General features: G+C 39.3%; 13 protein-coding genes. 9 read left to right on the forward strand and 4 right to left on the reverse strand.

All coding sequences use genetic code 11. The annotated features are described in order from the left end of the window. Positions 1–93: 93 nt before the first annotated feature. From MHH41_RS04010 to MHH41_RS04020, 3 genes are all read left to right on the forward strand, one after another. Entirely contained in the window at positions 94–660 is a 567-nt protein-coding gene (locus tag MHH41_RS04010) for a hypothetical protein (protein ID WP_050944769.1), read from the forward strand. Positions 661–677: 17 nt separating this feature from the next. Further along, positions 678–1,967 carry a hypothetical protein gene (locus MHH41_RS04015; RefSeq protein WP_340865741.1) on the forward strand — a complete coding sequence of 430 codons (1,290 nt, stop codon included), beginning with the start codon at positions 678–680 and terminating at the stop codon, positions 1,965–1,967. 313 nt (positions 1,968–2,280) lie between these two features. Beyond that, complete coding sequence (locus MHH41_RS04020; protein ID WP_003217864.1) at positions 2,281–2,562, forward strand: hypothetical protein; 282 nt, start codon at positions 2,281–2,283, stop codon at positions 2,560–2,562. A 53-nt stretch (positions 2,563–2,615) separates the two neighbouring features. Here the strand turns inward: MHH41_RS04020 and MHH41_RS04025 are convergent, their stop codons facing one another. Further along, complete coding sequence (locus MHH41_RS04025; RefSeq protein WP_137055515.1) at positions 2,616–4,124, reverse strand: helix-turn-helix domain-containing protein; 1,509 nt, start codon at positions 4,122–4,124, stop codon at positions 2,616–2,618. Between the two features lie 711 nt (positions 4,125–4,835). Here MHH41_RS04025 and MHH41_RS04030 point away from each other — a divergent pair. Genes MHH41_RS04030 through MHH41_RS04040 form a run of 3 tightly spaced genes read left to right on the forward strand, consistent with a single transcriptional unit; the run spans position 4,836 to position 11,925 of the window. Next, complete coding sequence (locus tag MHH41_RS04030; RefSeq protein WP_340865743.1) at positions 4,836–10,982, forward strand: SpaA isopeptide-forming pilin-related protein; 6,147 nt, start codon at positions 4,836–4,838, stop codon at positions 10,980–10,982. 21 nt (positions 10,983–11,003) lie between these two features. Next, the gene (locus MHH41_RS04035) at positions 11,004–11,606 is read left to right on the forward strand and encodes a class D sortase (protein WP_106030229.1); all 603 of its coding nucleotides are present in this window, start codon (positions 11,004–11,006) and stop codon (positions 11,604–11,606) included. Then, the gene (locus tag MHH41_RS04040) at positions 11,599–11,925 is read left to right on the forward strand and encodes a hypothetical protein (RefSeq protein ID WP_268493976.1); all 327 of its coding nucleotides are present in this window, start codon (positions 11,599–11,601) and stop codon (positions 11,923–11,925) included. The genes MHH41_RS04035 and MHH41_RS04040 overlap by 8 nt, the downstream gene beginning before the upstream one ends. 53 nt (positions 11,926–11,978) lie before the next feature. Here the strand turns inward: MHH41_RS04040 and MHH41_RS04045 are convergent, their stop codons facing one another. The 3 genes from MHH41_RS04045 to MHH41_RS04055 all read right to left on the reverse strand — a co-directional run bounded on the left by MHH41_RS04045 (position 11,979) and on the right by MHH41_RS04055 (position 13,490). Next, positions 11,979–12,293 (reverse strand): DMT family transporter, encoded by a 315-nt coding sequence (locus MHH41_RS04045; protein ID WP_003217878.1) that lies wholly within the window; start codon positions 12,291–12,293, stop codon positions 11,979–11,981. Then, positions 12,294–12,638 (reverse strand): DMT family transporter, encoded by a 345-nt coding sequence (locus MHH41_RS04050; RefSeq protein WP_003217798.1) that lies wholly within the window; start codon positions 12,636–12,638, stop codon positions 12,294–12,296. 273 nt (positions 12,639–12,911) lie between these two features. Next, positions 12,912–13,490 carry a TetR family transcriptional regulator gene (locus tag MHH41_RS04055; protein ID WP_034620888.1) on the reverse strand — a complete coding sequence of 193 codons (579 nt, stop codon included), beginning with the start codon at positions 13,488–13,490 and terminating at the stop codon, positions 12,912–12,914. Positions 13,491–13,663: 173 nt separating this feature from the next. Here MHH41_RS04055 and MHH41_RS04060 point away from each other — a divergent pair, with 173 nt between their 5' ends. The 3 genes from MHH41_RS04060 (at position 13,664) to MHH41_RS04070 (ending at position 15,453) form a co-directional block, all read left to right on the forward strand. Beyond that, on the forward strand, positions 13,664–14,212 hold the full coding sequence (locus MHH41_RS04060) for a VanZ family protein (RefSeq protein WP_212046492.1): 549 nt from the start codon (positions 13,664–13,666) through the stop codon (positions 14,210–14,212). Continuing rightward, the gene (locus MHH41_RS04065) at positions 14,209–14,673 is read left to right on the forward strand and encodes a DUF6884 domain-containing protein (RefSeq protein ID WP_113386861.1); all 465 of its coding nucleotides are present in this window, start codon (positions 14,209–14,211) and stop codon (positions 14,671–14,673) included. Before MHH41_RS04060 ends, MHH41_RS04065 begins: the two co-directional genes overlap by 4 nt. Positions 14,674–14,823: 150 nt before the next feature. Beyond that, positions 14,824–15,453: a rhamnogalacturonan acetylesterase gene (locus MHH41_RS04070; RefSeq protein ID WP_003217853.1), complete on the forward strand. Its 630-nt coding sequence runs from the start codon at positions 14,824–14,826 to the stop codon at positions 15,451–15,453. The last annotated feature ends 117 nt before the right edge of the window (positions 15,454–15,570 follow it).

The raw sequence follows: 15,570 nt of genomic DNA on the forward strand, positions 1-15,570 counted from the left end.
GTAGAAAGGGAAAATATTGAAACATTTATTCAGTGAAATCGTAATAAAGATAGAGCGTTCAACAGAAACCTTTGAAACGGAGAGGAGTATTACATGGAACAAGCTGCACTGAAAAAGATGAGGACAAAACAAATAGCTGTCTCTAATTTATTTGTCGGACTTATGATTATCGTTTTTTTTATGTTGATTCAAATTGTTAAAATCCAATTTACACATTTCCTTTTTTGTTTAGGAATTTTAATGCTTCTTCAAGGCATTTTAGGCTTTATTAGAAAAGGGACAACAAAATCTTTCATTCCAATTTTCGAGCAGATAGCTATTTATGAAAAAGAGAAATTAGGGAAAGAGTGGGAAAAAGAAAAACGGTTAGATAATGTTTGGAAAGTCATATTGAGTGGCATTATGTTTATTCAATCATTCACTTTTCAAAATGTGGATAATACATTCAGTGACGTCGATCCTGCATTGATCATTTTCTTGTTTTTGATGGTTCTAGCCATTTTAAATATAAGCATGCTTTTTCGTTTTAGAAAAATTGACCGATCGACTGTAGGTGAATTAACAGGCTACACAAAAGAGTCAAACATAATGGCAATAGCTTTAGGATTTTTTATGGCAATCATCATCTTCATCTTTATCGTCATTTTTGTTCTTCCATAAAACATAACCATTTTGAGGTGAAACCATTGAATGCAAACATTCAACAACTAATCGATCAGACAAAGGCGAAATTTGGCTTAGATCTTTATAATCTAAAAAGACACAGCTTTCATCGTTACGTCAACATGTTCAATGAAACGATTTATACATTGAATATGGAATGGTTCCCCTCTCATGAAGCTGAACCTGAGGACGACGATATCAACCCAGACGGCACAGCTGTCATTGAAGTGAATTTGAATACAGGACAGATTGAATCGGTTATTTTTGTCATGGACAAAACCTATGCGCAGCAGGGTGTCACGTTTAAGAGACCTTATCCAGCTCATGTCATTCAATGGATCGAACAAGAAACAGGGTTGATTTATGATGAGCATTTTCATATGCATCAGAAGGAGAAAGGGGAACTTTCTTTCGAAGAAGCAATAGATGGTGTGAAAGTGACGCCATCAGGCAGAATCGAAGTGAAATGGAATGAACATGGACAGCTCATGTACTTTACACACCACGGCCCATTTTTAGCCAAAACATTACTGAAAGCTGAGGAATATGCGCTTTCCCTTGATAAGCTGGAGAACTTAGCCGAGCAGCAAGTACAGCTGTTTCAATGGCCTTCCTTCGAGCACAACCGAATCCGATCTATTTATGCATTAGAAGAAATTTATGTGAAAAACGATGGAACAGGAACGCTTCCGTTTGAAATTGGGCGTGAAGAAACGCACTTTATACACATGAATGAGGTCATTGAGTGGAATGAACCGATAAACAATGCCTTTGAAAAAAAGGAAATGAACATTCATGAGAACATTTCAGCTGAACAAGCTTTCTCATTGGAACCGTCACCAGATACTTTCCCGATATCAAAAGAAGAGCAAGCTGAGTGTATCAAAGCAGTCCGAACCTTCTTGGCGCAAAAATATCCAAAGGATACAGGGAAGTGGGTTCTGAAAACACTCCATCGTGAGCATGGATACATCCATGCGATATTAAAAACGAACGGGCAAGAAGGCAGTGGGTTTATGGACAAGATCAAGGTCTTCATTGACGCCAGCTCGTTTGAAGCCGTTAATTACATAGATAAAAAAGAAATGTTTCAAGTGTGCGGGATACTCAGCCCCTCTCAAGCGGCAAGTGATATTTCTGTATCTCAGAAAGAAGCCTTTGAAAAATTGAGAGAACGTCTTGAACTTACACCTATTTACGTCTATGACGAAGCGCAAAAACAATATGTTCTATGCGGAAAGCTCGATTGCCATGATGGTGTTGATGCAGAGAGCGGCGAAGTGTTTTCTTTGAAAGAACAGTGAGAAGCTGTTCTTTTTTGTCTCATTGCACCAATTTTTTGAAGAAATTTGGAATTTTGTAGCAGGAAGTTGTCGTTTCATCACGAAAGAAACAGATAAGAATATGATCATAGGTCCATCGGTTGGAATATTAGTAGACATCATACATATGAAATACTCATGACAGTAAAGTTGATCTACAATGCTTTTTGAAAAAAATGAAATCGTGTCTCTAGTAGTATACGACATTTGGTGGGCTGACATCATAGGATGACTTTGAACATGTTTGATTTAGGTAAGCTTGAAGCCATGATAGAAGAAAGTGAGGATGTCTACCTTGAGTACATTGGAAGTGTTTCGTCAGTTTTTGGTTGACCATTATCCTGCGTTACAAGATGAACTTTGGCTAAAAGATGTTGATACCCTTCGAATCTCTCCTATTCTTCATCCTTTTCTGAAAAGCAAGCTGCCAGAGGGGATCGAAAAATTCACTTGTGTCCTATTCACGCAGCAGACAGATCAAACCGCTGCACCGCTCAAAGTATACCTTCTATTAGATGAATATGAGCAATCACTTTATGCCATTGATTTGATGAATGAACAAATAGTGCTTCATTAATACAGAAGCAAAAAGCTGCTTGAGAGCCCCTCAGCAGCTTTTTTTGATGAACATTAGCCTGTCATATCAACCAATCTTGAGTGCAAGTTGTCCAATTCTTTCTTTGTTGGAAAAGAGCTGATCAGCAGCGTAGATTGTCCGAATTGAAGAGGCAGCTCGGTATCGGTCACAATCATATCGATCCCAAGTTCCTCCATCGTGACATCATTTAATGTATTCTCTGGACTTGTAAAAATGTGAATGAGAGGAGGTACGCTTAATTTAATTAAATCCGCAATAAACAAACTATGATAATAGCCTAATGTTGAAATAACAAATATGTTCAACACGTTTCTCCGTTCCATTTCCAATTGAACAAGCCCTCTCCAGGACGACGTAATCATACGAATCAATTCCCGTTCATTTTTCACAAAAGGACCGAGGATATCGTCTGTTTTTAACTCTTGGATGATATGAGTAATCCTCGAATAGAAATAAGGAAACTGTTTTTTCACCTCTGATAAATAGCTCGATTTCTTTTTGAAAAGGAATCCATCTCTCACGGTAATTTCATTGGAATACACATAATATTGGAGAAGAACGAGTGTCATCACCTTGCGATTCGCTATTTCTTGATGAAAAATCGACTCCAATTGGTTGATAAATGAATGAATGGCATCATAAAGTCGTGGTGTATGTGATTGGAAGAACGTCAATTTTTCTTCGACAGTTTCAATTGATTTAAAGTGTCCAATAGCTGGTTCGATCAATAGCAAAAAGACAAATTCATGATGATCCAGCGTCACATCAAATACGTCTTTGGTCATTCGGCAAATATGCTCTTCCCATGTTTGGATTTGATCATAGATCCCTTTGGCTACAGAACTTTGTTTTTCCTCTTTCATTGAGTACGTATATTTACGGCTTATTGTGAAATTTTTCCTCATTCGGTGAATGGAAACGGCGAACCATAGGCAGTATTTATCTATCGCCACATCTGGCACATTGACTTCTAGCACCTGAAATAGCTCCTGTAATAAATCAACTGCATCTTGCTTTTGAATATCATCGAATGGCCAAAGCCGGCTTCCATACACTTCAAACAAAAATTCAACAAAGAATTGACGAATCTCCTTCTCATTTCCATGGAACTGCATACTATCTGGGCGTAACTCAATGTCATAAGAGATAAGAATGGAATTGATTTTATGAATGGTGTTATACAATGTGGATCTACTGATATTAAGCGTGTCCATCCATTCATAGAAAGACCGGTTTTGTTCGAAAAAAATGCCGTCAATCAATCGAATTTCAATCGTATCTTTTAAAATTTCCTTGATATAGTAGTCCACTCGTATCGTCTGTGTATAACAAATGGATATGCCTTGTCTCGGCTTTATGTGGATTAACGGCTCACCGTTCTCTGTTTTGAACGATTTCATTTGTTCTAAATCGCTTTGAATGGCACGAACCGAACCGATATGTTCATTCGATATCTCTTGAAGGCTCCACCACTTATTTTTGGATACAAGTAGTTTTAAAATGTTTATCCATCTCTTTGATTTATTATCAATGAGCTCCATCAAACAACTAACTCCTTCCTTTGGCTTGCCTCTATATTATGAAGTTCACTTAAAGAACATTTGATTCTCAAAATAGGCATGAAATGATTGTAATGTTTAGGCTAAATCGTTTTGTCTTCACTTTTCATGATAAAAGAGAAAAAAATTAGACGAAAACAAATGTTATGCCCTGATTCTCCATATTTTTCATTTATAAAGTGGTAAGTAAGCCATGAATCCTATAAAAATGGATCATTTTAGATATTTCGTTTATTTTTTTGCTGTTGAAACGGTAAATGTAAGAATAAAACGCAGCAACTTTTTGATTACCATATGAAAGGGAGTAGAAAGGAATGCGATTTATATAATGCTGAACTGTCTCACCTTACATACGATATGATACATGCTTGTTTCATATGAACGAACCATATGTGAATACATGCTTATATATGCATGTACACATAATTTATTGTTCATTCCAGTATAAATAGAAAAATTCACTTTTATTCTTTCATGATCTCTTTCACTATTCCCCATTTCTATAGACCCCTACCCAGTTATTATATCCACTACTCATGATTCCCTTTCAAGCTCATGATTGATCAACTCATTTTATTCATAGGGTCTTAAGGTGCAAATTTTTAGAAAATATTTTGATCAGAAGCGGAGTGATTGATCTGACAGTATACAAATGATTTTTTTATCATGGTTGAAAATTAATTTTAGAAAAGGGTGGATGTATTGAAAAGAATATTGTCATTGGCTCTCATCGCGGTGTTAGTCATACAGTCTAGTATATTAGGAATCTTGCCTTTAGCAGGGGCACAAGCAAAAGAAATCCAAGAAAACATTTATGGAGATATTGAGTTTGCTGATAGCGAAGGAAACAAGTTATCAAACATGGAAGATCAGCAAGTCAGAAAGGCAATTGTCCATTGGTCGATAAAAGGAATCGATCTAAAAAAACAATATCCGTATGTTCTCACTCTTCCTTCAGCCATACAGGTAGAGAAGGAACAGAAGGAACCCATTACTGTGGGTGACATACTTGTTGGTGAGTATACCGTTTCAAAACAAAATGAAGTAACGGTCATATTTAAAGAAGATGTTGATCTTGATCCAAATTTAGAAGGATCAATAAACATAGATGTCACCAGTATAGCTGAGCCAAAAGAGAAAACAAAGCAAAACGAGCGTGAAGAAAGCCTTCCAAAAGATGACTCAACCTCATCTGAAAAAGACGATAAGAATCAAGAAGCCGCTCAAACGAAACAAAGCGATGAAGATGAATTACTAAAAAACAAAGTGAACGTATCTAAGCGTGTAGGGCTGCAAAGTGTTTCAAAACAAATACAGATACAAGAAAATCTTCTCACTGATGCAAAATTAATTTTTGAAGATCAGGAAGGAAATTCAGTTGATAAGCCTGACATCAACTCGCTTATTTCCATTAACTATGAGTGGGCGATCCCAAATGGTCATAGCTATAATGGCGGGGATACATTCCATTTCAAGGTTCCAGAGGAATTAGTGATTTATGAAAAAATCGATCGTCTCGAGATGAAATTTAATCAGGTAACCATTGGTTATTTTTCTGTAGATGAGAGCGGAAATGCCTCCATCGAATTCACTGACTTTATCAAACAATATTCAAATATCCATGGAACACTTCAAGTGTGGACGCAATTAGATCAAAAAACAGTCATTACTGAAGAAAAAGAAGTGGTCATTACCCCGATTGAAGGCAAAGATACGATATCGATCCCGATTCAATACATTCCAAATGGTCCAAACGTCTCTAAAAAGGGAGAACCAAATCGATCTTACAATGCTGAAACCATTCAATGGACAGTCGATTTTAATATGGACTTAGACGATGTGAAACAAGCGAGACTTTTAGATCCGATTCAAGAAGGTCAAGTGTTAAAGAAAGATTCAATCAAGCTTTATCGTGTTGATACAAAGCTAAATGGTGAAACATCGCTTGGTCAGCTGCTTGACGAAAACCACTACACAATTGGCCAAACAGCAGATGGTCAAGATTTCACGATTGAATTTAAAGATGACGTGCATCTAGCTTACCGTTTAATGTATGAAACGGACATTACGAATCAAGATCAGTCTGCGTTTCGTAATAAAGCGTCCCTTGTCTCTGCTGATAAAGTGATTAGTTCAGCAGAAGGAACAGTGAATGTGACAAGAGGCAGTCCTTTAAATAAAAAAGCCGCCCACTACGATCCAGTCACACAAACAATTACGTGGGAAATTCGTTACAACTATAACGAAAAAAAGATTGCTGAAAAGGATGCTTTGTTAGAAGACTTCTTTAATGGCACACAGGCGCTGATTTCTGATTCATTTCAAGTCAAGGAAGTCACAATTGATCAGAATGGCAAAGAATCAGGAACAAAAGCATTTGAACATTATGTGGTTCAACCTCAAAAAAAGGATGAACAAAACGGGTTTACCTTGCAATTCAATCAAGATATTCAATCGGCTTATCTCATCACATATCAAACAAAAGCAACCGAGCGGATTTTCGAAGCTGAAGAGATTATCAATACTGTAACAGCTGGCAAAGAGAGCAAACAAGGGAAGCAAAGAATTGATCAACAAATTCTAACGAAAAATCATGGAACACCGAATTACAAGAACAAGACTATTCCATGGCGTATCACCTTCAACAAAGATCAACAAACCATGAACAACCTGATATTAAAAGATACGTTTACAAACGAAGGATTGACGCTGCAAAAAGATAGTTTAAAAGTGACGACAGGTAATACAGTGCTTGAAGAAGGCACAGATTATCAAATCGTTGAACATGCAAATGGATTTGATATTCAATTTACGAAAGAAATCAAGACAGAACATACCGTCACATATACAACGTCTTTTGATTATGAAAAAAGAGCAGATAAAGATCAAAAGAACCTGCGTAATCATGTAAAGCTTGAATGGGTAAATGAAGATGGCAAGGATTTGAAGAAGGAAAATCAGTCTGTCTTCACGCCTGACACATACACGCAGTCAAATGGTTTTAAGAACGGAACATATGATGCAAAGAAAAAAGAGATCACATGGAATATCGGTGTGAACTATAACTTGAAACATTTAGAAGAGGCGAAAATCGAGGATTTCATTCAAGGAAATCAGCGTTTGCTTAAAGATTCAATCACCGTCTACTCGCTTGATTTACAAGGCGGGGAAAATGGGGCGGAAGAAAAAGAGGTATTAGCGAAAGAACATTATGACATCAAATTCCTTGAAAATGAAAAAGGAGAATCAGGCTTCGAAGTCATTTTCAAACATGCCATTGATTCCCCATACAAAATCACGTATCAAACAAGTGTTGAAGGAATGGATTTAGTACAGAAAACCTACGAAAATAAAGCGACCCTTTATGATGGAAAGACGAAAGAATCAGACGTGAATGCTGTGGTGTCCATTCCAAATGGAGGGAAATACACGAGCAAATCAGGAAATCAACAAGGGAAAGTCATTGATTGGAAACTCAATATCAACTTTGGCCAATCAACAGTCCAAGATGCGACGATTATAGACCATCCGAGCAGTAACCAAGCGATAATAGAAAACTCATTTCATCTCTATTCGACGACAATAGATGAAAAGGGGCAAGTGACCAAAAAGGAAGAGCTGGAAAAAGGGAAGGATTATGAACTAGACCTTGAATTCGATCCAGATTCTTTTCAAATCAAATTTAAAGAAGAAATCACGAGACCATATATTTTAGAATACCAATCTCTCATTTTAGATAAGGTGGGAAGTACACTTCAAAACGAAGTAACGTTTAGAGGTGAAAATGTAAAAGAAATCAAAAAGGAATCCGAAGCCTCAATTGTGGTCAAACGCACCGCTGGTATGGGAGATGGCACAGGAGCGATTGGCGCTTTAACCATTAAAAAGGTAGACGCGAGTAGTGGAAAAGCGCTAAAAGGAGCAAGCTTTTCTCTGACAGATGCTGCGAGCGGTATCGTCATTGGAACAAAGACAACAGATGAAGAAGGAGCTCTTCGATTTGATCGTCTTCTGTATGGTGACTATATCGTGACAGAAGAGAAAGCACCTGATGGTTATATTAAGACGAAGGAACCAATCAATGTAACGATTGATCAGCCCTACGAATCAGGAGATCAAGCGAAAACAGGAAATAGCATGACGGTGCAGAACCAAGAAATCCGCCAGCATGTCAAGTTAACGAAAAAAGACAAAGAGACGGGTGCGGCATTAGAGAATGCTGAATTTGAACTGAAAAATGAATCTGGAGATACCGTCCAAACCCAGTTGAAAACGGACGAAAAAGGAGAAATTCTTTTCAAACATCTTGAGCCAGGTTCCTATTATTTTGTTGAGACAAACGCACCGAAAGGCTATCAATTAAATCAGCAAAAATGGCCGTTCACAATCAAAGAAAATCAAACAGAAACAACGATTGTCACTGCAGTAAATGACATCATCAAAGGCTCTGCTGAATTGAGCAAAATAGGTGAAGGCGGAGAGAGACTAGAAGGTGCACAGTTCAAGCTCTTAGATCAAGACGGGCATGAGCTAAATGGTTCGCTTGTCACAGGAGAAAATGGCAAGATCACGTTAAACGAACTAAGACCGGGTACGTATCAGCTCATTGAAACAAAAGCACCCGATGGTTATGTATTAGATGAAACACCAATCAAATTTGAAGTACCACTCGATCCAACAGAACCAGTCATCATTTCACAAAAGAACCTATACGAAACAAGTGCATTAGAAGTGGTGAAAGAAGGGGAAGATGGCAAGCAGCTTCAAGGTGTTCGATTTGAAATCACGGATCAAAATGACGAAGTTGTGCGTAAAGATTTGACAACAGATAAAGATGGGAAGCTTTTGGTCGATAACCTCAAACCGGGCAAATATCAGCTTGTAGAGACAGAGAGTATTGATGGTTATCAAAAGAAAAATAAACCTTATCCGTTTACCATCGAAATCGCACAAAAAACACCGGCAGAGATCAAAGTGATCAATGATCTCAAAACTGGAGCTGTCCAGCTCACGAAGCTTGGTGAAAAGAATGAAGCGCTTGAAGGAGCAGAATTCAAGCTTGTAGATGCAAATGGAAAAGAGATGAAAACAGGTCTCGTCACTGATCAGAACGGGGAAATCATCGTCAACGATCTTAAACCTGGAACCTATCAGTTTGTTGAAACGAAGGCTCCATTCGGTCATGAGCTTGACGAAACACCTGTCACTTTTGCTATTCCATTTAACCCTCAGAAGCTGGTTAGTGTGACAAAAGAAAATAGCCGCACAACAGGCGGAGTGCTGTTACACAAAAAAGGCGAAGATGGGAAATCATTAGAAGGGGTTGTCTTTGATCTATCTGATGCCAAAGGAAAGTTAGTGGCAGGAGGAGAAGGGATTACAACCAATCAGGATGGAGAAATCACCTTCACAGGTCTAAAACCTGGAACCTATCAATTTGTTGAAAGAAAGAGTCTTGAAGGCTATGAATTGAGTGCGAAACCACTTGTCTTTGAAGTTGAATTAGGTCAAAAAGAATGGATTCAAGTGGAGGCCATCAATCAGCTCAAGAAAGGTTCTGTAGAACTAACAAAAATAGGGGAAGAAAAAGAAAGATTGAAGGGCGCAGAATTTACACTTTTCAATGACGATGGTAAAGAATTGATGTCAGGTTTAACAACCAACGAGAAAGGCATCATCACTGTCAACGATTTGAAACCAGGCGCTTACCAATTGGTTGAAACGAAGGCTCCTTTTGGACATAAACTTGATGCAGAACCAGTAGACTTTAAGATTGATTTCAATCCAAATCAACTGGTGAAAGTGACAAAAGAAAATATTCGGACGACAAGTGCTGTGAAGCTTCAGAAAAAAGGGGAGGATGGTCAGTTGCTCGCTGGTGTGACCTTTGACCTGATTGATGCGCACGATCAGCGTGTGAAGAAAGACTTAAAGACAGACAAAAACGGTCAACTGACAGTCGATCAACTGAAGCCAGGAACCTATCAATTTGTCGAAACAGCAAGCATTGCCGGCTATGAATTGGATCAGACACCTGTCTCATTTACGATCCGTTTAGGTCAAGACAAACCAGCAAAAGTAGAAATGATCAACAAACTGACGCCGGGAGCAGTGGAACTGACCAAAGTGGATGATGAGGGACATACGCTCGAAAATGCAGAGTTTGCTCTTCTGAGTAAAGAAGGGAAAACGTTGAAGAAATCACTTGTAACCGATCAAAAAGGAAAGCTTCGCATCAACGATCTAAAACCGGGAGAATATCAATTCGTTGAAACGAAAGCACCTCATGGCTATCAATTGGACCATAAGCCGATCCTGTTTACAATTGAAAAAAATCAGCAGAAGCCACTTCAATTAACAGCGAAGAATCACTTGATCTTAGGAAGTCTGCGTATCATAAAGGTAGACCAGCAGACAGATAGAACTTTAAAAGGTGCAGCCTTTGACATTCGTACAAAAGCCGGGAAAACCATAAAATCTGTGACAACAGGAAAAGACGGAGAAGCCATTGTCAAAGGGCTTAAACCTGGTGAATATACACTCACAGAGACGAAAGCTCCAAATGGTTATGTAGCTTTAAAGAAACCACTCATCTTTACAATTCAAATGGGCGAAGTGGAGATCAAGACATTGATTGTGAAAAATGCTCCAGTGAAGAATGAAGAGGACCACACGAATCCTCCAGCCTCACCTAAAGGGGATCAACATCCACCTCATGACTCAAACGGTGAGCTGCCAAAGACTGGAGAAGAATGGCTGCGTTATATGATGTATGCAGGGATTTTACTAGTAGTTTCTGGAACTGTTCTTCTTGTTCTTAGAAGAAGAGCCATTCAGTAAAAGGAAGGAACGAGTATATTGATGAAAAAAAGAACCTTATTAGGCAGCTTTTTGGTGGTCGCGGGGCTAATGCTCATCTCCGTTCCTTTTATATATGAGTGGCGAACTTCTCAAGAGACAGCAGCAATGGAACAGGCATTAAAGATGATTGAAGAAAATGACAGTGATGCCCTTTCTTCTATTCCACATCTAACTGTGTCAGAAGAAGACCTTCGAGATGTGATGGAGCTAGAGATCCCGTCAATTGATTTAAACGAAAAAGTGCTTCCTGTTACTTCAAAAGAAAATTTAGGTATTGCACTGACTCAGATCAAATCTCATCAAATGCCAGGTGAAGGAAATTTCACGATTGCAGGCCATAGAGGGTATAAAGGCGACCGGCTTTTCAGGCAGCTGCCAGAGGTGCCGAAGGGAGAAAAAGTCGTCTTACATCATCAAGCGGAAACATATGAATATAAAATTGTCAGCTCAGCTACGATTGAACCGACGGATGTTGATGTACTAAAGGATCGCGGGAAAAATGAACTGACATTGATCACTTGTACTCTTGATGGTCAGAAACGATTTGTCTTAAAAGGAATACGAATCAATGCTTCAAAGGGTGAGCAACCGTCGGATGTATAACACCAACATAATAGATGATGGGTACAATGGAAAAGCAACGCTCACGACCGACATGTTACACCAATTGTTATCAGAGCATTATCCAACATTAAAAAACGAACGTTGGGATGTTGATGTAGATACAATTCGGACTTCGCCTATTCTTCATCCTATATTAAAAAGAAAGCTTCCAATTGGTATCGAAAAATTCACTTGTGTGTTGTTCACGCAGCAAACAGCAGCTTTTGGAGAGCCTTTGATAGTGTACTTTTTATTAGATGAGAAAGGCGAATCGATTTACGCAATGGATCTCTTGCTCGAGCAGCATGATCCACATTAAACGAGAACTAAAAAAGGAAGGGGCTTTGACTCCCTTCCTTTTTTGTCATTCAATTACGCAAATAACTTCAGCCCAACGACGCCAATCACAATCAGCAGCAAGCTGAGTATACGAATCATGTTTTTCGGTTCTTTAAATAGAATCATATTAAACAAGACAGAGCCCGCCGTTCCAAGTCCAATCCAGACCGTATAGGCAACGGATACTTGAACGGAAGAGAACGAGGCATATAAAAACAAAAAGGATAGGGCAAATCCGCCGACAAATAAAATACCTGTCGTGATTTGCTTTTTCTTACTAAACATATTGAGGCCAATGGTTCCGCCGATTTCGCAGGCAGAGGCTAATAGTACAAAAAACCAGCCCATTTATACCGCTTCTCCTTTCTGCTCATGTGCATCTCCATCAGACACTTTTAGTCCAATAATGCCGAGAATTAAAATGCCCATAAATAAGAGCTTTTCTAATGAAAACGAACCGCCGAACAGCGCGTAATCCATCAAAGACGTACCAATCGTTCCAACTCCGGCAAACACGGCGTACACGGTCCCTGTCGGCAGCTTCTCGCAGGCTTTCATTAAAAAATAAAAATCAACCGGGATCAGGCAGATAATGATCGCCCACTCCCACACCGCATCAGCTCTATTTAAACCAAACACCCAAAGTAATTCGAATAAACAAGTGAGTGCGACATACATCCAGCTTTTTTTCATCGTATTTCCTCCTAAAACTCAAAACTGACGATTCGTCATTTTAAAACCAAAAAAGAACATACAGCAAGTGCTGTACTCAGATTGTTGACAAAGGGCTAAAATGAACTTTATTTTAGCCCTTTGTCTTCTTTTCAGCGTGATAGAAAACCTTTGCAGTCTAGGAAGGACGAGTACTGGCGCGGAGCGAATTTGACATTCGTGAGCACCAGCACGCAGGACTGACACCGAATGCGCGGGTTTGTCTACACGCCGTACAGCAAGTGCTGTACTAAGTTAAGGTGTCTCTATGCCAAGTGCGTAAAGAAGAAATTGCTTCACCTCTCGCTTTTGAATCAGAACCTCTTCTGTATCTGTTTCTGTAAATAAGTACATTTGCTCAGCAGACGATTCAAGTAAACCGATAATGAATTTGGCTGCATATTGACAGTTCAAATTCGCACGGACCCTTTTGTCCTGCTTTGCTTTTTCTAAAAAAGCAGCGACCCATTTGTAAATCGGCTCATAAATATCTTCCCATTCCTTTAAATGCTCCGTGGCAGCTAAACCTGAGTAGGTTAGAGCAAGGACGTCACGGTATTGTCTTGTAAAAGAGAAGATGAATTCAACAAGCGCATCTGCTTGATCGAGGACATCCGCATGCTGAGTCAGTTCCTTTTCAATAGCGGGAACCATCTGCGAGATGAGATGTTCTGCGATAGCAGGCATGACAGACAGCTTTGAAGGAAAATATAAATAGTACGTTCCTTGCGCCACTCCTGCTGCTTTCACAATATCCGAAATGGTCGTTTTTTCGATTCCTTTTTCTTTAAACGCATCAATGGCAGCAAGCATAATCTTTTCTCGTTTCGACACATCATCACCGACCTTAAATGACTGAATGTCAGTCAGTTTAGCGGAAAACTGACGATTTGTCAATATGGGGGTCTCGTCATTGAATAGGAGAATAAGTGATGAATAGATGAGGGCAGGCCTGAATAAGCTGTAAATATGGTCAAGCATCATGTGAGAAAGGGGCAGCTCTCCGTATGACATTCAGTGCGATGTTTTCCATTACTTATTTTCTCTTGCTCGTCCCGCTCTATTTACATATGAGATACAGACAGGCGAAAAAGCAAAAACGCTTTATCTATTTACGAACAGAAATCGTTCTTGCCTGTCTGTTTATGTATACGAATGTTTTATTGTATTTGACGGTCTTTCCAAATCGTTTTTCCGCACCAAGGGATCAGGTGAGTGTCAACCTCATGCCTTTGCAGTCCATTTATCAAAATCTCCATGCCTATCATCACGGCTATCCCAATCTTGTTTTTTTAAATTTGGCAGGGAACATTTTGTTATTTGTGCCACTTGGTTTTTTTCTCTATCAGGCATTCCGAACCTTGCGCTGGCAAAAGGCGATTCTTGCTGGCTTTTTCTTGTCAACAATGATTGAAGTGCTTCAATGGGTATTCTCGCAATCTGGTATGATTACAAGAAGCAGCGATATTGATGATATTCTATTAAATACACTCGGCACAGCGCTAGGTTGTATGTTGTATCGAATGTATCGACGAAGGAAGGAGAAAATCAATTGAAGCGAGTATGTATCATTCCATGTGGGGCGAAGAAAATTTGGGACGTCCATCCAGAGGCAGGGAGCCAGCCAGCGAACCTCGTTTATTTAAGTCCGCTGCATCAGCGTACGAAAAGCTATGCCCAAACGTTCTTTTCAGACTGGCTGATCATATCAGCGAAGCACGGATTCTTAAAGGCAGATGAAATCATTCATGAGAATTATGATGTAGCTTTTGGTACACCGCATGCTGATCAGATAACACGTGAAGCATTAAGGCAGCAATTTCATGAAAAACATCTCACTGCATATGATGAACTAGTGATACTAGGTGGAAAGAAATATCGAAAGGTGATCGATCCTTTATTACTCCCTCATCAGACAGCGATTTATCCGCTAGCTCCATATAAAGGAATTGGCTACATGCTTCAGGCGTTAAAGCAAGCCGTTGAGACAAAAGTAGAACTTCCGCCGCATATTTAACGCATTCACATCTACCGGTAAGCAGGGGTTTGATCATTAAAAAGAGAATGAATGAAGTAGCGATGCTGATTGTTTCATATCTTTTCAGCAGCCACTAGGATGTCCGCATCGCTTATAAGAGTGGCTATATGAACAAGGGGGCGTATGAACATGACAACCATCTATTTAGCTGGTGATTCAACCGTTGCATCTTACCCGGATCGTCCTGTTCAAGGAGGATGGGGAGAGTTTTTACATCGCTATACAGCGCAAGGCGTGAGCGTCGACAACCGCGCAATCGGTGGAAGAAGCTCAAAAACATTCATTGAAGAAGGACGGCTTGATAAAATATTGGCTGACATTCAGCCTGGGGACTGGCTGCTTACACAAATGGGGCACAATGATGCTTCAACGGAGAAGCCCGAACGGCATACAGATCCTTTCACGACGTATAAAAGCTATTTGTCTCAATATATTCACGGAGCAAGAGCGAAAGGCGCTACACCGCTTTTATTAACGCCAGTCGGCCGCTTTCATGAAAAAGACGGAGAATATATCAATGATTTCCCTGATTACTGTGCCGCTATGAAAGAACTAGCTGATGAAGAAGAAGTCCTTCTTGTTGATTTAAATACGGCAAGCCTTCAATTTTATCAAATTTCCGGCATAGAGAAAACGACTTCTTACTTTATGCTGTCAACAGGCGTAGAGGATCGCACGCACTTTACAAAAGAAGGAGCAGATGCGATTGCAAGACTTGTTTCGCTTGAATTAAAAGACCTTGGATTAACGATTGTGTGATGGATGACAGGACGAGAAAGAGCTCGTCCTGTTCTTTTTTTTGCAGAAAGCTATTGATTCCCTTCACCAGAGTAGACTACAATAGGTACATATGATAATGAGAATCAATATCACTTA

Source organism: Bacillus sp. FSL K6-1145 (assembly GCF_038003425.1).
GTDB classification, from domain to species: Bacteria; Bacillota; Bacilli; order Bacillales; family Bacillaceae; genus Bacillus; species Bacillus pumilus.